Source organism: Alterluteimonas muca (genome assembly GCF_021191595.1).
Classification (GTDB): Bacteria; Pseudomonadota; Gammaproteobacteria; order Xanthomonadales; family Xanthomonadaceae; genus Luteimonas; species Luteimonas muca.
Genome location: NZ_JAIWPS010000005.1, coordinates 156,224 through 175,951, shown reverse-complemented (window position 1 = coordinate 175,951; position 19,728 = coordinate 156,224). Strand labels below are relative to the sequence as shown.

Here is a 19,728-nt window from a genome sequence, read left to right as displayed (position 1 = left end):
TCGTGGTGACCAGCAACAGGGCACCACGATGACCAACGACGACATCCCCGCCGAGATCGCGGAGCTCGACGCGCTCTACGAGTCACAGCTTCGTCTTCATGATGAACTCGAGGCACGGATCGAGGCGTTCGAATCCGATCTTCGCCGTGCGGTGCGCGGCTACGCCTCCTCACAGATCCGGCTGAACACGCCAAGTGCGCGTCAGGTCATTGAAGCGAACTTCGAGCGTGTCGAAACGATTGCCTGTCGGCTGTTGTCGGCCCCGCTCGCACCCTTCGTTTGCCAGCACGGCTGGAGGCCGGAGATCGACCACCACCGGGTTGAGGCGTGGGACGAGGCCAGCAACGCGCGGGCTCAGAAGGGCCGTCCTGCCTACAAGCCATCAGTGTACTGGAAGATCCTCGCCGCCAAAGCGGACCCCGTGACCCAGAAGGCAACAGCCTCCCGGGGCGCCGCACGCGCACTGGCCCGCGGCATCGGCCTGATCACGGCGTGGCGTGACGGCCGCAATCCGGCGTTCCAACCCCCAAAGGTGGTACGGGGCTTCGTTCTCATCGACGACTTCCGCGTGAGCGAGCGCAGTGGCTTCAGTTCCCGCGACACATATGTCTGCGAGAGCGCCCACGAGTTTGCCGGCGCGCTGGACTACGCGCTCAAGGAAACCGGCTCCGACATGGTGTCTGTTGGCTCAGTGCTTGTGAGCCTGCTACGGGAGCTCTCCATGCGTTCGGGCTTCCAGTCGCGGGAGAAGTTCGAGCTGCCGCATGGCGCGTCCCTCGTGACCTTCAAGCAGGCGTCGAAGCTGTACTTGCCGAAGCCGGTCGCCGACACGATGAACCTGTTCATCAGCGAACACCTCGCCGACGTCCTGTCGCTCGAGGCCGCGGCATGAGCTGGGCTGCTTTGCTTGACGGTCTCCTGAGTCGCGGGTCGCAGGCACAGCGCCCCGGAAGCCTTGCCGGGCTGGCGGCGGCGCGCAGGGTGCACGAGGGGCAGTTCTGGACCCCAACGCCGGTGGCAGCCCTCATGTGGCGCATCGCAGGCCAGGCAATGGCGGGCGTGGAGCGGACCATCCACCTCTTCGACAACGCAGTCGGTTCCGGGCGCCTCGTCCAGTTCGCCACGCCTGGCACGCACACGGTCTCGGGCATGGATGTCGACGGTCGCTGCATCGAGCGCCTGGTCGAGGCCGCGCGTGAGGCTGGCCTTCAGTGCGACCTGCTGTGTGCCGGCATGGAGGACGTCACCCCGGGCCACCACGATCTCGGATTGCTCAATCCCCCCTTCTCCATCAGCCTCAGCTCGCCGGGGATGGCCCCTTACGAATGCACAACGTGGGGCGCCCACGGTCCGCACACCCAGGCGCGCAGCCACGACTACGCCATCGAGCAGGCGTTGGAGTGCTGTCCCGTGGTGGTGGCCGTGGTGCCGGACGGATTTGCCCGGACCATCTCCGAGGATCCACCGGATTGCTACCAGGGGCGTCTACGTGCGGTGGTTGACCTTCCACGCGGATGCTTCCGTCAGGAAGGCACCGAAGTCGCGGTGTCACTGCTCGTGTTCGGCCCGTTCAACGGGCGGGGACCGCGGGGCGTCGCGCTGCGTGGTCTGGACGATGACCTGCCGGACTTCGAGATCGCCGGGAGCTTGTCCACGCATTTGCGCAAGCGGCCCATGAAGCTCAGCCGGGAGGAAGATGACAGCCAACCGGCGATCACTGGTGACGTCATGGGAGATACGACGGTTCGGATTGTCCATCGTGGTCGCTGGATCTACCTCAAGACCCGATGCGCACTCACGGAAGCGAAGGTCCGCAACGCGATCCTGCGCAAGCCAGTCGACGAGCTCGAGGGTCACCGCTACCCGGAACGTGTGCGCTATGCCGGTCAGGGTCGGCTCGATGTCGAGCTCATGCTGATGCAGGACGACCCACAGGCCGCCTTCGACAGCGTGATCGCTGAGATTTCCAAAGCGGGAGGCACGCCCGTCGTGGATCCCGGGCTCGTGAACTACTTTCGCAAGCGCATGCGCGCCCATGCGATCGCACGCAGGCCGTTTGGGCACTGGATTCAGGGGACGCACGCCACGTCCGCGCGCAAGGCCAAGGCCAAGTGCAAGCGCGTGCTCGATCGGTCCGTGTGGGGCTCCCCGATCATCCAAGCTGGGCAGGAAGTCGACGTAACGCCGTCGGGAGGCGGCTATGTGCTTCAGGTCGGGCAGCATCAGGCGCACGTCGACGAACGCGAACTGCTCGAGGATTTCGACGTGGCTGCAGCTGCAGCCCGCACCGAGGACGGATGGTCAGAGCTTCACCCGAGCAGGGAGGCGGCCGCGCCTGACCACGCTCGCCAAATCCGGGCAGAACTGGCTCGCTGCGGCGCGGGGGCTGTAGCGAGTTGGGGGTATCAGCAATCCGACCTCGTCGAGGGATTGCTGGGTCGCCACTTCTACGCGGCACATTCTATGGGCTTGGGGAAAGGTCGTCTGTCAATCGCGCTCGCCATGCTGCCGGGCAAGCACCACGCCATCGCGGTGGACAGCTACCTGGTGGATGGGCTCATCGACCAGCTCAACACCGCCGGCGTCGACAGTGGACTGTGGCAGGTGATCCGCACGCCGGAGCAGTGCAGGGACCTGCGCAAGATCAACATCATTGCCTACGAAACCCTGCGCCGACCGATCGTGCATGGGGCAGGGCGACGCACGTACGCACGTCTGCTGCGTCGGCGGTTCTGCACGGTCGTCTGCGACGAGGCTCAACTATTGCGGCACCATTCCACCGCGCAGACACGCGCGATCTGGATGCTTTCGCCGCGGCGCCGAGTCGCGATGTCGGGGACACCCAAGCCGAACTTCGTGCAGGACCTGCTTGCACCTCTGCAATGGGTGTATGGGGACGGCACTGCGCTTCAGCCGTACGGCCGGTTTAACCCGTTCCTTGAGCCGCGGTTGTTCAGTTCGATGACCGCTGCTGCACGCGGGATCGACGCGTTCCAGGAGCGCCACGTCGTCGTGGAGTGGGTTACTCGCGAATGGGCGGACGGCCTCGAGAAGGGTGCCAAGCGCCAGGTGCCCAAGATCCAGAACGCGCCTCAGCTTCGGGAATGGTTGGCACCGCTCATCAAGCGCCGTGTCGAGACCGAGCCCGATGTCCGGTCACACTTCAAGGCCACGGTTCCCGTCTTCGAGCACGTCGAGCTCGACTGGAAGCGCGACCATTTCCGGCACTACCTTCGGGTCGCCGATCTGTTCAAGCAGTGGTATGAGTCGGCCATAGGCAACAGCAAGCGCATGCCCAGCACCGTCATGTTGCTGGCTCGAATCGCAGCTGTCGTTCGAGCATCCAACACGCCGCAGCACAGGAGCGACAGCGAGCTGTTCCGGTCGATTCCGACCTATGCAGGGCTGACCAGCAAGCAGGAATACGTGCTGGACCGCCTGGAAGGATGGACCGCGGAGGGACGAAAGAGCATCTGTTATGCGGACTCGCCGTTCGGGGTGAACCTGTACGTCCGAGAGCTGCACAAGCGGGGGATCGATGCGCTCGGCTTCCACGGTGGGCAGTCCATTGCACGCCGAAATGCAGACCTTCGTTCTCGCTTCATGAGTGGACCGGTTCCCGTCCTCGTGGCCAGCATCCAGACGATCGAGCGCGGCCATAACCTGTACTGCGCAAGCAGGGGCATCTTCGCCTGTCGATCGTGGGGCGGCTCAACGGAATGGCAGGGATCAAAGCGTATGTGCCGGCCCGAACAGACCGAGGACGTGGTCGTCGTGACGCCGGTCCTGCAAGGGTCGATCGATTGCTACCAACACCAGGTCACGTCGATGAAGGTTGGCAGCGCCCGGTCCGTCCTGGACTACATCGACGACGGGAGCGACGACGAATTCCTGCACCTCGACAAGATCCTCGGAACCTTCGTCGAGGACCTCGCCCAACTCGCCGGCATGGACGCGGGCACGTATCGGGAGCAGCTTCGTGCGGCATGAGTCGAAGTTGACGGTCGCCATCGGTACAGATGCGGTCGTGGTCCGCACCCATGGGCGACTTGGCTATCGAACGGCGCGCATTCTCGGGCGAGAGCGCGGTGAGGACGGGTCAGAGCGGATCTGGCTGGACCGTGTCGTTGCACCCTATGGAAGCGAGCTGGGAGACGGGTGGCATGCCCAGGGCGCAGTCTCGACGATCCTGGTCCGGTCTACGCGGCCTGCCATTCCCTGAGGAAGCACCTAGCAGCCTCGGCCGGCATCGCCTCAACGAGTGTGCGCAGGCCAATCTGCGGGTGCTGGCTGTCGAGGACGATGCTCGCCATGCCGTCCTGCTCGACCATCCGGGGCTGGGTGCGCCCCTGCTGGACCCTCGACAGGGCGTCGCGGGCAAGCGACAGGGCATCGTCCACCGTGGGCGCCGTGCCGTAATCACTGCTTCCAGATGGCGTGCCCCCGTCCAGGCATCGGACGCGAAACGACCCGTCGGGCTGCGTCAGTGCGTAGGGCACATCCCACCAGGCCTCGAGCTCTGCGGCATCCCGTTCCGTGTGCGCCCGCCCATCGAAGTCGGACGGCAGTGCAGGGTCCACGTCCAGGCGGGACGGCAGGGCCCTCGCGGGCAGCAGCGCGACTTCGATCTGCGCTGCAAGGGTCAGCAGGGCATGCCAGTCACCCGGGGCGACCGCGAAGAGGCTCGAGATCTTCACAGGATGGCCGGGCAGCCGAACGCGCTCCTCGACCCGACTGCGAGCGCGAGAAAAGAGCGGCGCTGCATGCGCTCGCTGCCGGAAGTCAGGGCAGGCATTAACGATGATGCTGCATACCTCGAACAGTTCGTCGTCGGGGCCGTGGGCGCCGTAGAAGGCGAGAATCCGGCACACCAGCGATCGCGTCTCCGGATCGAACTTGCTGAAGGCAGACGCGATGTCGAAACCATAGCCGGGCGTGGCCAGCGCCATCAGCGTGTCCGCAAGCGCACCCGTGGATGGGTTTGCCGAAGCGTCGGGGAGAGCCAGGAGAACCCTGATCGCCTGGAGGGTGGGGGATTCGCTCGTCGCTTCAGGCCGGATCATAGGCACGGCGCTGGCCGAGGTGACCTCCGGTTCCATCTGCATGCCCAGGTGAGGATCGAGCTTGCAGAGCAAGGCGAACGAGCGGGCGAGCCTGCCTTCCCGCATCTCGGTCGGGGTCTGGCCGTGCATGCACATCGCGCGCACGGCATCGCGAAGCGCCGCGACCACGATGGGGTCGCCCTCACTGCCTGTCGGCGTGCCCTTGGTGTCGAAGCTGGACAATCAAACCCCCGTGGAACGCGCCATGCTACCCCACCTGAATTGGGGGGTTCGCCGGTCACCCGCGAAGCCGAGGAACGGATATCGCAGGCGAGATCCATTGCAGCTTAGGAATGCTGAGCAATAGCGGCAACTCCGCGATGTCCTTGACCCGCGACGATCCGGTCCGTCCGGGGGGCGTCTGAAGTGATGCTTCGCACGTTGTTCGCCCACCTTGGACGAGCCTTGCACCGGCCCTGACAGGAGCACGCCGTGAGCTTGACCGAGTACCGACGGAAACGGTCGTTCGATAAGACCCGGGAGCCGCAGCCCGGCGAGCGCGCGACGACCGAGCGCGCGATCTTCGTGGTCCAGCTCCACCATGCCTCTCGGCGGCACTACGATTTCCGGTTGCAGGTCGGGGACGCCCTGAGATCCTGGGCGGTACCGAAAGGGCCGAGTTTCGACCCGTCCGTGAAGCGCATGGCGGTGGAGGTCGAGGACCATCCGATCGACTACGCCGAGTTCCAGGGGGAGATACCCAAGGGGGAGTACGGCGGTGGCCACGTCGCGCTGTTTGATCGCGGCGTCTGGGCGACCAAGCACGACGTGGAGTCCCAGCTTGCCAAGGGGCACCTTCGCTTCGAGTTGTTTGGCGACAAGCTCAAAGGCGGGTGGCATCTGGTCCGGTCAGGTAAGCCGGCCAGGCAGCCGCAGTGGCTCCTCTTCAAGGAGCCGGATGCCTATGCATCGACCATTGAGGCCGATGACCTGTTGGCGGACGTCGCCCCAGCACCAGAGGCAGACCTGAAACGGGCTGGCCGTGGGAAGGCCGAGAAGAAGAAGTTGAAGGCACCGCCGCTGCCGACCCGTCGAAAACGTGACTGGAGCAAGCATGCGGCTGCACTCCCGGGCTCGAGGAAGGCGGTACTGAAGAACGTCGCGTTCCAGCCCCAGCTGGCCAAGATGGGCGACAAGCCACCCGCTGGTCCGAAATGGATCCACGAGGTGAAATGGGATGGCTACCGGATCATCGCCACCGTGGTCGATGGGGTCGTACGGCTCTGGTCGCGCAACGCGATCGAGTGGACGGCCAAAGTGCCCGAGATCCGCGCAGCCATTGAGCTGCTCGGACTGAAGAACGCTGCGCTCGATGGTGAGCTGATCGCCGGCGCCGGCACCGTGGCGGACTTCAACCTGCTGCAGGCGACGCTTTCCGGCGAGCAGAGTGGAGCGCTGACCTACGTGCTGTTCGACCTCATCCACCTCGACGGGTACGACCTGGGCAGCGTACCGCTGGTCGATCGCAAGGCTCTGCTCGAGAAGGTTCTCGCCACGCCACCCGCACACCTGGCGTACAGCTCGCATATCCCCGAGCAGGGCCAGGCCGCATATGAGCTTGCGGCGTCTCGGAAATTCGAGGGCATCATTTCCAAGAAGGCCGATGGCGCCTACCACCACGGGCGCAGCGACGACTGGAAGAAGACCAAGCGGCTGGAGAGCGACGAATACGCCGTCGTGGGGTCCACACCGGGCAAGGGGGCGCGCAAGGGCATCGGCTCGCTGCTGCTGGCCAAGCCGGACGCCACGCATGGGTGGGTCTATGTCGGGCGCGTCGGCAGCGGCTTCAGCGACAAGCAGCTGCGCGAGGTCGAAAGGCGCATCGGGTCTGCCGGCGGGAAGACGCCCACTGTGCACCTGCCAGGCACCAAGGAAGCGGACCTGAAGGCCGCAACCTGGTTCGAGCCGATGTTCGTCGCTGAAGTGCTGATCCGCGGCATTTCCGAGCAGGGCGTTTTGCGCCAGCCCTCCCTGAAGGCGCTCCGCCTGGACAAGGAACCGGGCGATCTGGTGGATAGCGATCAGGCTCCGCCGGCGCCAGCGCTGCCGCCGGTGAAGATCTCCAGCCCGACCAAGGTCATCTATCCCGACCGGGGCATCACGAAAGCCGAGGTGGCCGCGTACTACGAGTCCGTTATGGACCACCTGCTGCCTGGGCTGATCGGCCGGCCCCTGTCCGTGATCCGGTGTCCGAGTGGAGCCGACAAGCCATGCTTCTTCCAGAAGCATCACACGCCGGGTCTCGAGCGGGTCGATCTGGTGCGGCTGAAGGAGGAATCCGGACCGAACGCGAACTACCTCGTCGTGCGTGATGCCCAAGGCCTCATGGAGCTGGTGCAGTACAACGGCCTCGAGTTCCATCCGTGGGGCTCCCACGCCGATGCCCCCGACGTCGCCGATCGGGTGATCTTCGACCTCGATCCCGGGCCGGACGTGCCGTTCGCAGAAGTCAAAAAGGCTGCCCAGGACGTGCGAGCGCTGCTGGCCAAGATGGAGCTGGAAAGCTTCCTCCGCACCACGGGAGGGAAGGGCCTGCACGTGGTTGTGCCGCTCAACCCGGGCTGCGAGTGGCGACTGGTGAAGTCGTTTGCCGGTGGGTTTGCAGAGGCCTTGGCCAAGTCGCAACCGAAGCGCTTCCTGGCGGTATCCACCTTGAAGCTGCGCCCAGGGAAGATCTTCGTGGACTACCTGCGTAACGGGCGGGGAGCGACGGCCGTGGCGTCCTACTCGCTGCGCGCGCGCGAAGGTGCGCCTGTCGCCATGCCGATCGCCTGGTCCGAACTCAGTCGCATCAACAGCGGCGCGGAGTTCGACATCGTCGAGGCGCCGAAGCGGCTCAAGCGGCGAAAGAAGGATCCGTGGGCCGGCATCGAGACGCTGAGCCAGGATCTGTCACGGTGGGCAACTGGCGATTGACAATCACTTGGCCAACCCAGCGCCGACGCGGGTACCGGCGCTGCCACGACTGTGGACACTGGCAGCCTGGGGCGTAGGTGACAATTCTCGCCACGCCGCCGGGTGGTTGATCGTAGCCGACCACGCTGACGACATGCATGGCATGCTGAGCTGACCGAGGAGTGCGCCGATGAAGATGCAGTACGCAAACGCCGCATGGCAAGACTTTCTCCAGGGTCTGACAGAGGGGCCGCGGTTGTATTTCGCTCCGCTACGGCCCCGATTGTGGCGTTACGTCCGGCGCGAGGCCCGCTCCGGCTGGCGAGATGCCGTGAGTGCGTTTTGGCGTGGCACCGAGCTTCTGGCCGAACGGCGTCTTGACCGCCGTGGGCGAGAGTTGAGGTCCGGGCCCGCTGGGTGCAGCTGAGCTGTCGACGGTTCCGAGAACGCCATGTGCTCGACCACTAGCTGGTTCGCGCAGGACATCCGGCTGATGACCGAACGGCTCTGCCTCATGGCGAGGTGGACAGCCAGTGGATCATCCGAGGGCCTGGAGCATCAGGATGTCGAGCGGGGGCTGCTGCGGCTCATTGAGCCCCTGGACCGATACGCGCGTGCAGGTGTCTGGGACAGCGTGGTCCCCGCTGCCATCGAGCGCCTCGCTGCTCTCCATCGCAGTTTGTTCGCCCATGAGGGGAGAGGCGAAGAATTCCCGGGCGACCTGTTTCCCAAGGAATTTGCGACTCCCGCAGAGCTTGTGGATTGGCCCGGCTCGCGTGTGGAGGGGCTCTTGCGCATGGCGGCATCGAGGCTGAAGCTTGATCGGGGCGAGGAGATGCGTGCTTGGGAGGTCAGCTGTCTGCTGCCCTATGCACGCGATCCTGGTGAAGCCGGTTGCATCCGACTCGGCGACCCGCCCATCCACCGACGTGAGGGCCGGGTCGGGTACGTGACGCCGGCCGCGGCGGTTGAGTACCTCGAGGACCACGGATTCACGTGGACTGTGGGCTTTCCGCAGTCCGCGCAGGGTCGCACGCTCTCGGGCACCAGAGCGGTAGAGGACAGGTAGTCGCCCGATGCAGGCGCTACACCTTCAGGCCGAGACTGATCGCTCCGCAGAGAAGGTGTCCAGTACCGGTGTCGGACCATCGTGGGCCCAACTCGATAGGGGCAGCAAACCGTTGCATGTCCGGCGTGGCTCGAAGCGCCATGAAGCCAGAGCCATCTGCCCGCGGTCTGTCGGCCGCTTCCCTGTAACCACCCATGATCTGTTTTGCGATGTCCGGATCGGGTTCCAACCACGCATCGCGAACCTCATCACCTCGGAAGCTTGCGATCAGGACCAGCCCCCATCGGTCGGAGTTCGCCCACCAGTCTTCAATCGTGCGAGTGCTCTTTCCAACGTAGTACCGGGGTGTCACCTTGCGAAGGCGCTCGAGGTCGCGCAACGCGCTGTCAGACTGGCTGTTGATGCGCCCGAAGTTCTTCGCCTCGATCGCCAGCGAGACTTGCCTGTTGGTGGCCAGGAGATCGATGCGCTTCCGATTGCCGAGAGACGCTTCGGCGAAGTAGTGGAAGCTGGGGTCGGCTTTAGTGAGCGCCCACTGGAGGCTTCGACGTACTGCTCCAGCGGCACGTTCCTTGCTGCCTTGGGCTTAGGAGTATGGCCGGCCACCGGGGCGTCTGGTTTGCCTTCGGGCTGTGAGGCGGAGGCGGCAGTTTCGGGCTTGCCGCAAGCGGCCAGGAAGCAAACAAGAAGTACGGGCGTAAGAGCAACTGATTTCATGGTTCCCCCTTGGGTAGTAGCTCAGAGGGAATCGTCGCATGCATTTTGCGATAATCGCAAATGACCTTTACCGGGGGTTTGGGTCAGGCTATGCGGTCGCCTCCTGTCGTCCGCCCATGCAGCCCAAGTCTCCCGCCACGCTATTCGGCCGTCGCCTTCGGGCGGCGCGGGTGGCTGCTGGCTTGACGCAGGCAGATTTGGGAAGGGTGCTGGGCTTGGACGACCAGAATACGGGCGCGCCGCGCGTCAGTCGGTATGAGACCGGTCGGCATGAGCCCGACCAGGAAACCATGGCCAAGATCGCTGAGGCCCTGGGCCTGCCGGTGGCCTATTTCCATGCCGTGGACAATGTCCTGGCCGAAGTGATCCTGCTGGTCAGCCGCATGCCTCCTGCCGAGCGGGAGGCGATCCTGGCCCTGATCAGGGAGCGGGTCAGCACACCCGAGTAGTGGTCCTACACCCTACTGCTTCATCAACGGGGTGTGTTCGGGCTTTTTCTCGGTCACGCGGATTCCACTTCGATTGCCGGGCAGCGGGCTGCCACAAAGGGGCCATTGTAGGGGCTGGCCCGCCGGCGCACGAAGGGGAGGGGGCTGGCGCCGCTAGCGGCCGCTGCCGGTCTCCAGCATCCGCTTGCGGAAGAACGGGTACAGCGCGGCGCTGAACAGCATCGCCACGGTGGCGTAGGCCAGCAGCTGGGCGTCGGCGCCGAGCAGGGCATACAGGCAGTAGGCGACCGCGGCGGCGGCGGTGAGCAGGCAGCCGGCCCGCAGCCAGCCCCGTTCATTGCGCTCCAGCGTGGTCGCGGCCAGGGCCCCGGCCGAGAACAGGTAGGGAATGATGGTCAGCAGCACCGCGATGTTGGTCAGCTGGTCGAACTGCCGGGCCAGTGTCGGCGAGGAGGTCACCAGCAGCAGGCCGCTCATCAGCACCGCCACGATCATCAGGCCGGTGCCGGGCATGCCATGGCGGTTGACCTTGCAGAACACGCGCGGGAACAGCCCATCCTCGGCCGCCGCCTTGGCGGACTGCCCGACCAGCAGCATCCAGCCGCCGAGCGCGCCGATCGACTTGAAGATCGCGCACAGCGCGATCACCACCACGCCCCAGGGGCCGATCATCAGCTTGGCGACATCGGCGAACGGTGCCGAGGAGTCGCGCAGTGCCTCCATCGGCAGCATGCCCATGATCACCAGCGAGCAGCTGATGTAGATCACCGCCGCCAGCGCCAGCCCGAGCAGGGTCGCCAGCGGGATGTTGCGTTTGGGGTTGTCGATGACGTCGGCCGATACCGCCGCGCTCTCCACGCCCATGAACGCCCACAGCGCGATCGAGGCGCTGCGCGAGATCGCCGCGCTGTCCTCCATGCCGCTGACGTTCCAGCCGGCCATGAACATGTCCGCATCGAACCACCACCAGCCGGCGATGGCGATGCTCAGGATCGGGATCAACGCCAGCAGCAGCGTGCCGGTCTCCAACGCGCCGACCAGCGGGCGCCGCGGGCATTGGCCAGGCTCAGCAGCCAGATCACCGCCAGGGTGAAGCCCAGGCGCGGGTAGATGCCCTCCAGCCAGGGCCACAGGTGGCTCAGGTAGCCGGTGACCACCAGTGCGATGGCGACATTGCCGATCCAGTTGCCGAACCAGTACGCGTAGTTGCTGACAAAGCCGACGTAGTTGCCGAAGGTATCGCGGGCATACGCATACGGGCCGCCGGGCTGCGGGTTGATCTGCGAAAGCCGGGCGAACACCAGCCCCAGCGCGATCGCGCCGGCGGTGGCGATGACCCAGCCGACCGAGGAAATGCTGCCGACCGTGGCCAGGTTGGCCGGCAGCAGGAACACCCCGGTGCCGATCATGTTGCCGGCGACCAGCATGGTGGCCATGGTCAGGCCCATTTTCCGTGGTGCGGTAGTGCTCATGTCCAGGCCGGATCGGAAGTGAAGTCGATGGTCAGCCAGAAGCGGCCGGAGCGTGCGTCCAGCCGTGTGGCGATCTCATCGCGCAGGCGGTCCACGTCGCCGATGCTGCCCAGCTGCGTATCGGGCCGGGTGAGGATGTGGATCTCGATGAACTGCATGCGGCCCATCTTGGCGACATGGCTGGTGAAACCTTCAAACCGATGCTCGGCGACGAACTGCTCCATCACCGTCTGCACCTGCGCATCGAGTTCGCTCGGCGCCACCTGCAGCACCTCGCGGGCGGCTTTCCAGGCCGCGCGCAGCGGTACCGGCAGCGCGGCCAGGCTGATGACGGCCAGCACCAGCGGGTCCAGATACGGGATCCAGTGCGCGTGGCTGCCGCCGCGCAGCGCCAGCGCGATGACGAAGGACAGCACCACCGCCAGGCTCATCAGCCCGGTCAGCAGCCAGGCCCGCGCGTCCAGCGCCAGCAGCCCGGACTCCAGGCGGCGCGCATGGCGGCCGATCCATACCGCCATGACCAGGTCGACCACCGCCAGCAGCGCGGCCCACGCCAGGCCCGGGCCGACCCGGGTCTCGTGGCCGCCACCGCTGAAGCCGATGACGGCATTGGCCATCGCATAGATGCAGGCCAGGCTGAGGATGGCGCCGCCCAGCGCCTCGACCATCGGCTCCAGGTGCCAGAGCCCGTACTGGAAGCGGGGGCTCTGCTCGTTGTTCATCAGCCGCAGCACCGCCAGTGCGACCAGGGTCAGGGCCACGTCGACCAGGCTGTAGATGCCGTCGAACAGGATGGCCTGCGAGCGGGCCAGCATGCCGCCAAAGAAACCGATCGCAGCGACCAGCACGGTCCCTGCGATCGACAGTTGCAGTACGCGTTGCTCCTGGCGGGTGCTGGTCATCAGGGCGAGTCGTGGTGCATCCGTGGGTTCCCGTCAGTGCAGGGGGAGGGCGGGCATCGCCCGCATCGTAGCCGCTTCGCCGGCGGGCGGCAGCGCCGGGCCCGGCGGCGGCCGGTCCGAGGTCGAAAGCACAAAGCACAAAGCACAAAGCACAAAGCACAAAGCACCCTCATCCGCCCTGACGGGCACCTTCGTCCGCTTGGCGGGAGAAGGGAGAGCGCCCGGCCATCATCACCGCCAGGGCCAGGGCCAGGGCCAGGGCCACGGCGATCACCACCACCACTGCCACTGCCGCGCTTCGCAACCCCACGAAGCAGGAGGACGTACGCCTTGCAGCAGCGGGCGTGTGTTTCGCCTTGGCCCCTCCCCCGCGGGCGGGGAGGGGGGGAGGGAGCTTGTCGCTTCACCCGTACCGCTTCGGCCGTTACAGCTTCAGGACTTCCACCTTGTAGCTGGGCTGCGCGCCGCTGTTGTCGATGATCAGGCCGTGCACGTCGGACTCGAAGCCCGGGAAGCGCGCGTTCTGCTCGCGGGCGATGCGCAGCGACTGGATGATCGGCTCGTCCTGCGCGCCGAAACGTTCACCCGGCATGATCGTCGGGATGCCCGGCGGGTACGGCACCAGCATGGTGCCGGCGACGCGGCCGCTGATCTGGTCGATGTCGACGCGCTCGATCTGCCCCTGCACCAGGTGGTTGTACGCTTCGGCCGGGGTCATCACCGGCTCGGGCAGGTCCACGTACATCTCGCGCATCACTTCGGCGACGCGGAACTCGTCGTTGAAGGCGTGCAGCGCGGCGCACAGGTCGCGCAGGCCCCAGTCGGCATAGGCCACCGGGTGCTCCTCGACCAGGCTCGGCAGTGCGCGGGTCAGCGGTGCGTTGCTGTCGTAGAGGTCCTTGAAGGCCAGCAGTTCGGTGACCAGGGTGCTCCATTTGCCCTTGGTGATGCCCATCGAGAACAGGAACAGCACCGAGTACAGGTTGGTCTTCTCCACGGTGATGCCACGTGTCCACAGGAACTTGCTCAACACCGCGGCGGGAATGCCCAGCTTGCCCATGGTGCCGTCCATCGCCAGGCCGGGCGTGAGCAGCGTGACCTTGACCGGATCGATCAGCACATAGTCGTCGGCGAGGTTGTCGAAGCCATGCCAATGGGCGTCCGGGCGCAGGTACCAGTCCGGGCGCGAGGTGGTCAGCGGCTTGTCGCTGTCGGCCTGGCCGATGCTGCGTTCCACGCCGTCCGGCTGCCATACCTTGAACCACCAGTTATCGCGGCCGAGGTCCTGGCTGACATGCAGCATGGCGCGGCGGAAGGTGACGGCTTCATCGTGCATTTCCTGCACCAGCGAGCGGCCGGCCTCGCCTTCCATCATCTTCGAGGCGACGTCGCACGCGGCGATGATGCCGTAATGCGGGCTGGTGGAGGTGTGCATCATGAACGATTCGTTGAACCGCTCCGCATCCAGCTCGCGGGTGGCCGCGTTGCGCACGTGGATCATCGATGCCTGCGAGAACGCGGCCAGCAGCTTGTGCGTGGAATGGGTGGTGAAGATGATCGCGTCCTGCTCGCGCGGCTTGCCCTTGGCCATGCCGTAATGGTTCTCGTAGAACGGATGGAACGCGGCGTAGGCGTACCAGGCCTCGTCGAAGTGCAGGTAGTCCACGGCGCTGCCGAGGTTGTCGGCGATCTTCTCGGCGTTGTAGCACAGGCCGTCATAGGTGGAGTTGGTGACCACCGCAATGCGTGGCTTCCCCCCCGGCTTGGCCGCCTTGCTGGCGAGCGGGTTGGCCGCGATCATCTTCTGCAGCCCCTCGCCGGAGAACTGGTCCAGGCTGATCGGGCCGATGATGCCGTGGGCGTTGCGGCTGGGGGTGAAGTACACCGGGATGCCACCGGTCATGATCAGCGAGTGCAGCAGCGACTTGTGGCAGTTGCGGTCCACGAACACGATGTCGCCGCGTGCCACGGTGCCGTGCCAGACGATCTTGTTGGCGGTGGAGGTGCCGTTGGTGACGAAGAAGGTGTGGTCGGCGCCGAAGTTGCGCGCCGCCTCGGCCTCGGCATCGCGGATCGGGCCGGTGTGGTCGAGCAGCGAACCCAGTTCCGGCACCGAGACGGAAAGATCGCTGCGCAGCGTGTTCTCACCGTAGAACTGGTGCAGCGCACGGCCCACCGGTGACTTGGTGAAGGCCACGCCGCCGGCATGGCCGGGGGTGTGCCAGGAGTAGTTCGACTCGGCGGAATGGTGGATCAGCGCCTTGAAGAACGGCGGCAGCAGCTTGGCCATGTAGTCGTCGGCGGCACGCATCACCTGGCGGGCGATGAAGCTCTTGGTGTCCTCGAACAGGAAGATGTAGCCGTGCACGTACTTGAGCAGCTTGCTCGGCACCTTCTCGATGGTGCGGCGCTCGCCGTACAGGAACACCGGCAGGTCGGCGCGGCGCGCGCTCTGCTCGCGCAGGAACGCGAGCAGCTGCTGGAACTGGTCGTCGTTCTCCTCGGTGCCGTCGATGGAGATCAGCACCGCCGACGCGGCCACGTAGGTGCGCGCGCCGGCGCGGGCATCGTCCAGGGTCAGGCCGCACAGCACGCGCTGGTCGTTGCTGCGCAGCTCTTCCACCAGGGCGCGGATCAGGATGCCGCCGATGCGCGGCGATTCGTAGTCGTTGTCGATGACAATGACCGGGTAGTCCAGGGACTTGAAGTACACGTTGATTCTCCTTGTCTAACTCAGGAACGCTGGGCGCCGGCGCTGATCGCCGAGGCCTCGCGGGCGCGCTGCCGCTGCTGGCGGCGCTCCTCGCTGAAGAAGGGATAGAACACGGTGATGAACAGCACGAACAGGAACGCGTACTGCACGATGGTTCCCGACGAGCCGTAGATCGCCCACAGGCAGTAAACGACGGTCAGGCTGGTCAGGGTCCAGAACGCACCGGTGTGGACCAGGGTGTGCGAGCGCTCGACCACGAAGTAGCAGGCCACGCACGAGTAGATGTAGGGCAGCAGGGTCAGCACCACCGCCGTCGATGTGATCACGTCGAACTGCGCCGACGCGGTTTCCGAGGTGGAAGTGACCAGCACCGCCAGGGTCATCAGCACGGCCACGATCAGCACGCCCTTGACCGGTACGTCGTCCTTGTTGGTCTTGCTGAAGATGCTCGGGAACAGGCCGTCATCGGAGGCTGCCTTGGCGCTCTGTGCGGTCAGCAGGATCCAGCCGCCCAGCGAGCCGGCAGCGCCGATGAAGGCACACAGGCTGACCAGCGCACCGCCCCAGCCACCGACGGCATTGGCCGCGGCCAGCGCGAACGGCGCATCGGAGGTCTGCAGTTCGCCATTGGGCACCATGCCCATGATCACCGAGGAGCTGGCGATGTAGGCCACCGCCGCCAGGAACACGCCGGCCAGCGTGGCGCGGGCGACGTTCTTCTCCGGGTTCTCGACCACGCCGGCGGTCACCGAGGCCGACTCCACGCCGATGAAGGCCCACAGCGTCAGTGCCGCGGCGCTGGAGATGGCGCCGAAGTTGGACTCACCCGAGACGTTGTAGGCGCCCTTGAAGATGGCCGGGTCGAAGAAAAACCAGCCGAAGATCGCGATACCCAGGATCGGGATCAGCGCGAAGCTGGTGGTCACGGTCTGCACGCGGGTGACGAACGCCGGGCCGATCACGTTGGCGAAGCTCAACGCCCATACCAGCACCAGCACCGCGATGGAGCGCGGGATCGGGTCGGACAGGATCGGGAAGAAGTAACTGAAGTAGCCGACCGCCGCGATCGGGATGGCGACGTTGCCGATCCAGTTGGCGAACCAGTAGATGGTGTTGGTCTGGAAGCCCATGTACGGGCCGAACCAGTCGCGTGCATAGGCGTAGGGGCCGCCGGCCTGCGGGGCCAGTTTGCCGAGCTTGGCGAACACGAAGGCGAGCAGCAGCGCGCCGGCGGTGGTGATCAGCCAGCCCCAGATCGAGGCGGTGCCGATCTTGGCCAGGCTGGCGGGCAGCAGGAACACGCCCGAGCCCATCATGTTGCCGGCGACGAGGAACGTCGCGCCGACTACGCCGATTTTTTTCTGACCTGCCATGGGTGTCTCCTTTCACCGGCATTGCCGATGTCTGTCCGGAAGGGAAGGGCGTGGGTGGGATTGCGTTGCTGGCGGCCGGGCGGTGAGGGCGGGTCCGGCCTGCGGCCTGGGTTACTTGATGAAGCTGTATTGCAGGCTGCCCTGCAGGCGCAGGGTGTCGGCGCTGCGTCCGTCCTGCAGCTGCTGTTGGCCATAGAGCAGTTCCATGCCCATCGTCCAGGACGGCGCCGGGCTCCAGATCAGGTTCAGCGCGCCATAGCGGCTGCGCCGGAATGCATCACTGGCGAGCGCGTCAGCGTCGTCCATGTGCAGTTCGCCGTAGATCAGGTTCGAGCGCCACATCTCCGACCAGTAGTGGGTGTAGCCGAAGAAGCCGCCGTACAGCGGCAGTGCCATGAGCCGGCCGTCGGCATTGATCGCCGCGTCCAGGCCCGAACCGGTCAGGTCGGCGGTGTAGCGGCCCATGCCCTTGCCGCCGAGCAGCCCGAACAGCAGCAGGTCGCGCTCGGCGACGGCGAACGAGCCGCTCAGCTGCAGGCCGCCGCCGAAGGTGCGGTCACTGCGGCCGTCGTCGTCGTAGCCGAGGCTGCGCGCCACCGCGCCCAGCTGCAGGTGCCCCCAGTTGCGCTCCATGCGTGCGACCAGGCTGACGTCGGGGAAGCGGTCGGCACTGATGTCCGAATCGCCGGTGTTGGCCAGCTGTGCATCCGGGTCTTCGGCGGCGATGGTCAGGCTGTTGCCCTTGCCCAGCGCGAAGCTGTGGTGGATGCCGGCCACCAGCAGGTAGCCGGCGCCGCCGGGGCCGGCGAAATCCAGCGTATCGGGCAGCGAGTCGGCATCCATGAAGGTGGAGTAGCCATAGCCGGCGTAGGTGTTGCCCAGCTGTCCGTAGGCATGGCGCAGGCGGAACTGATAGCTGTCGCTGCTGCCGAAGAAGTCGTTCTCCAGGTAGAAGCGCAGGTTGCCATGGCTGGTCGGGCGACGCGCTTCGAAGCTGAAGCGGGTCTGCTTGGCGTGCATGTCGAAATGCGAGACGTCGCGGTGCGGACCGCCCACCGGAATGGAGGAGGTGACGAACTGTTCGGTGTCGCCCGCGGCGCGGCCATCGGCGATCGCATCGAGCTTGGCGTAACCGCCCAGGCGGATCATGGTCTCGGTGCCGGGGATGGCGAAGAAACCCTTCAGCTCCGGATCGGTGGGAGAGGGCGCATTGTCCGGTCGGGATGCCGCGGTGGACGGGTCGGCGACCGAATCACGTGGCGGCAGCTCCGATTGCGTGGTGGCCGCCGAACGCGACGGGGACAGCTGCGCGATCGATGTGGCGGCGGCTGCCGGCGGGGTGGTGACTACGGACGAGGCGGGTGCCGTTTGTGGCGCTGTCGCAGGCGCGGGGGTACCGCTCTGTGCCTGGGTGCCCTGTCCGCGCTCCAGCGCGTTGAGGCGTTCGGTCAAGGCCTGCAGATGGTTCTGCACCTGCGTGATCTCTTCGCGCAGGGTGGCTACCGAATCCTGTGCGCTGGCCCATCCGGGTGCCAATGCAAGGGCCATCGCAATGGCAAGTGTTCGTGGTTTCATCGCCCGATCCAAGGAGAAAAAAGCACCACGCGCAACCGGGTCGAAGCCGGGTCGAAGCCGGTCGCGGTGTCTGCATCCGCCTGTTAACGCATCGCCCGACAGTTCCTGATGTGCGGCGATGCGCCCGGGTACCGTTATCCGAAAAGCGATGACGGAGGTGTGAACAATCCGTGAAAAAACGTGTAATGTGCGCTGATTGCGCTTGTTCGCCGGTCAACCCCGGATGTCCTGCTGAGATCGGCGTTCGCAAGTGAGAGTGTGAGTGATATGTGACGGAAAAGTGCCGGGTGCGGCGCGCCGGGCCTGTCGCAAAATGCGACGCCCGGTGCCGGCTCAGTGCGTGGATTCCTCAATAACACCCTGCGCCAGTGGAACGCGAGAGCCATCGAGCAGGCCGCGGCTGAGCGCGCCGTTCTCGATGAACAGCAGCTCGGCATTGCTGCCTTCCTTTATGTCGGCATCGATGGCGATGATGCGGCCGTCATGGAACGTGCTGACGTGCGGCATCGAGGTATGCCCGACCACGATGCGCTGCAGGCCGAGCTGATCGAGCACGCCCTGCACGCCAGGCGTGTCCAGGCGCCCGTCGAAGTAACCGCGGTACCAGATCGGGCTGGTCTTGCCGTCATACAGCGGCGCGGTGCCCGGATCGGCCTTGACCTCGGCGCGCGGGCGCCCCAGCGAGGCCTGGTAGGCGGCATTGGTGCGCGCCGGATCCAGTGCCAGTGGCAGCGCTTCGGGGGCGATGCCGCCATGCAGGAACAGCGTGTCGCCGACGCGCAGCAGCACCGGGCGGGTGCGCAGCCACTGCCCGATCACGCTGTCGGCGGCATACAGCTCGGGGTAGCTGCGGCCCAGCAGCTGCGCGCTGCGCAGGTACTTGGGATTGACGTAACGCAGGTCGTCGTACAACACAATCGTCTCGTGGTTGCCGAGGACGAAATGCACCGCGCCACCGGCGGCCGCGGCCTGCTGCTGCAGGCGGTACAGCAGCCAGAACGCCTCGGTCACCTGCGGCCCGCGGTCGAACACGTCGCCGGCCACCACCAGCGTGTCGGTGCCGAGCGTCCAGTGATCCTGTGCGTCGATGACCCGGTGCGCGCGCAGCAGCCGCACCAGCAGGTCGTACTGGCCGTGGATGTCCGACACCGCGACGATGCGCGGCGCCGCCGGCGGGATCGCCAGCGCAGGCGTCGTCGGCGGACGCAGCGCCAGCGGATGTGGATAGCCGCATTCGACCGGCAGCGTGCCGTCGCCATCGCCGAGCTGGCGGGAGATCACCTTGTCCTCGCAGATCCAGCGCGCCTGCACGCCGCTGCCGTCGCGGAACACATAGGGGCCATCGGCATCGACATGCTCGGCGGGGGCGGGGACTTCGCGGGCGCTGGCGGCCAGCGGGGTTCTCGGTGTTGTTCTTTGACGAGTCCGATGGAAAGCCGGTCGTCCATGTTTCGCTGAACG

General features: G+C 66.0%; 12 protein-coding genes and 1 pseudogene. 5 read left to right on the top strand and 8 right to left on the bottom strand.

Features of this window, described 5'->3' with window-relative positions:
• Window positions 1-28: 28 nt before the first annotated feature.
• Both LDO11_RS09070 and LDO11_RS09065 read left to right on the top strand, forming a co-directional pair.
• Window positions 29-892, top strand: coding sequence for a hypothetical protein (locus LDO11_RS09070; protein WP_232141255.1), 864 nt, complete (start codon window positions 29-31; stop codon window positions 890-892).
• Window positions 889-3,990 (top strand): SNF2-related protein, encoded by a 3,102-nt coding sequence (locus LDO11_RS09065; protein WP_232141254.1) that lies wholly within the window; start codon window positions 889-891, stop codon window positions 3,988-3,990. The genes LDO11_RS09070 and LDO11_RS09065 overlap by 4 nt, the downstream gene beginning before the upstream one ends.
• 209 nt (window positions 3,991-4,199) lie before the next feature.
• Here the strand turns inward: LDO11_RS09065 and LDO11_RS09060 are convergent, their stop codons facing one another.
• The gene (locus LDO11_RS09060) at window positions 4,200-5,285 is read right to left on the bottom strand and encodes a hypothetical protein (protein ID WP_232141253.1); all 1,086 of its coding nucleotides are present in this window, start codon (window positions 5,283-5,285) and stop codon (window positions 4,200-4,202) included.
• 249 nt (window positions 5,286-5,534) lie between these two features.
• On the opposite strand from LDO11_RS09060, the gene ligD reads away from it, so the two are divergent.
• The 3 genes from ligD to LDO11_RS09045 all read left to right on the top strand — a co-directional run bounded on the left by ligD (window position 5,535) and on the right by LDO11_RS09045 (window position 10,232).
• Window positions 5,535-8,018 carry a DNA ligase D gene (gene ligD / locus LDO11_RS09055; RefSeq protein WP_232141252.1) on the top strand — a complete coding sequence of 828 codons (2,484 nt, stop codon included), beginning with the start codon at window positions 5,535-5,537 and terminating at the stop codon, window positions 8,016-8,018.
• 430 nt (window positions 8,019-8,448) lie between these two features.
• Window positions 8,449-9,066, top strand: coding sequence for a hypothetical protein (locus LDO11_RS09050; protein ID WP_232141251.1), 618 nt, complete (start codon window positions 8,449-8,451; stop codon window positions 9,064-9,066).
• A gap of 755 nt (window positions 9,067-9,821) precedes the next feature.
• Complete coding sequence (locus LDO11_RS09045; protein WP_306760625.1) at window positions 9,822-10,232, top strand: helix-turn-helix domain-containing protein; 411 nt, start codon at window positions 9,822-9,824, stop codon at window positions 10,230-10,232.
• Window positions 10,233-10,385: 153 nt separating this feature from the next.
• On the opposite strand, the gene LDO11_RS09040 is transcribed toward LDO11_RS09045, so the two are convergent.
• The 7 genes and pseudogenes from LDO11_RS09040 to LDO11_RS09015 form a co-directional block, all read right to left on the bottom strand.
• Window positions 10,386-11,261, bottom strand: a complete 876-nt coding sequence (locus tag LDO11_RS09040; RefSeq protein WP_255683379.1) for an amino acid permease — start codon at window positions 11,259-11,261, stop codon at window positions 10,386-10,388.
• Window positions 11,231-11,704: an amino acid permease gene (locus LDO11_RS15725; RefSeq protein ID WP_255683378.1), complete on the bottom strand. Its 474-nt coding sequence runs from the start codon at window positions 11,702-11,704 to the stop codon at window positions 11,231-11,233. The genes LDO11_RS09040 and LDO11_RS15725 overlap by 31 nt, the downstream gene beginning before the upstream one ends.
• Window positions 11,701-12,606 (bottom strand): cation diffusion facilitator family transporter, encoded by a 906-nt coding sequence (locus LDO11_RS09035; RefSeq protein ID WP_232141250.1) that lies wholly within the window; start codon window positions 12,604-12,606, stop codon window positions 11,701-11,703. Before LDO11_RS09035 ends, LDO11_RS15725 begins: the two co-directional genes overlap by 4 nt.
• 424 nt (window positions 12,607-13,030) lie before the next feature.
• Window positions 13,031-15,319 (bottom strand): Orn/Lys/Arg family decarboxylase, encoded by a 2,289-nt coding sequence (locus tag LDO11_RS09030; RefSeq protein WP_232141249.1) that lies wholly within the window; start codon window positions 15,317-15,319, stop codon window positions 13,031-13,033.
• Window positions 15,320-15,339: 20 nt separating this feature from the next.
• Window positions 15,340-16,692 (bottom strand): arginine/agmatine antiporter, encoded by a 1,353-nt coding sequence (adiC, locus tag LDO11_RS09025; protein ID WP_232141248.1) that lies wholly within the window; start codon window positions 16,690-16,692, stop codon window positions 15,340-15,342.
• 111 nt (window positions 16,693-16,803) lie between these two features.
• Window positions 16,804-18,267 carry a DcaP family trimeric outer membrane transporter gene (locus tag LDO11_RS09020; protein WP_232141247.1) on the bottom strand — a complete coding sequence of 488 codons (1,464 nt, stop codon included), beginning with the start codon at window positions 18,265-18,267 and terminating at the stop codon, window positions 16,804-16,806.
• A 333-nt stretch (window positions 18,268-18,600) separates the two neighbouring features.
• A pseudogene (locus tag LDO11_RS09015) lies at window positions 18,601-19,650 on the bottom strand (metallophosphoesterase); the annotation flags it as partial.
• Between the last annotated feature and the right edge of the window lie 78 nt (window positions 19,651-19,728).

What these genes read in the sequence shown, in the direction of transcription:
- LDO11_RS09070 (WP_232141255.1), top strand. Translation starts at nt 29, where the DNA reads ATGACCAACGACGACATCCCCGCCGAGATCGCGGAGCTCGACGCGCTC.
- LDO11_RS09065 (WP_232141254.1), top strand. Translation starts at nt 889, where the DNA reads ATGAGCTGGGCTGCTTTGCTTGACGGTCTCCTGAGTCGCGGGTCGCAG.
- LDO11_RS09050 (WP_232141251.1), top strand. Translation starts at nt 8,449, where the DNA reads ATGTGCTCGACCACTAGCTGGTTCGCGCAGGACATCCGGCTGATGACC.
- LDO11_RS09045 (WP_306760625.1), top strand. Translation starts at nt 9,822, where the DNA reads ATGCATTTTGCGATAATCGCAAATGACCTTTACCGGGGGTTTGGGTCA.
- LDO11_RS15725 (WP_255683378.1), bottom strand. Translation starts at nt 11,704, where the DNA reads ATGAGCACTACCGCACCACGGAAAATGGGCCTGACCATGGCCACCATG.
- LDO11_RS09035 (WP_232141250.1), bottom strand. Translation starts at nt 12,606, where the DNA reads ATGACCAGCACCCGCCAGGAGCAACGCGTACTGCAACTGTCGATCGCA.
- adiC (WP_232141248.1), bottom strand. Translation starts at nt 16,692, where the DNA reads ATGGCAGGTCAGAAAAAAATCGGCGTAGTCGGCGCGACGTTCCTCGTC.
- LDO11_RS09020 (WP_232141247.1), bottom strand. Translation starts at nt 18,267, where the DNA reads ATGAAACCACGAACACTTGCCATTGCGATGGCCCTTGCATTGGCACCC.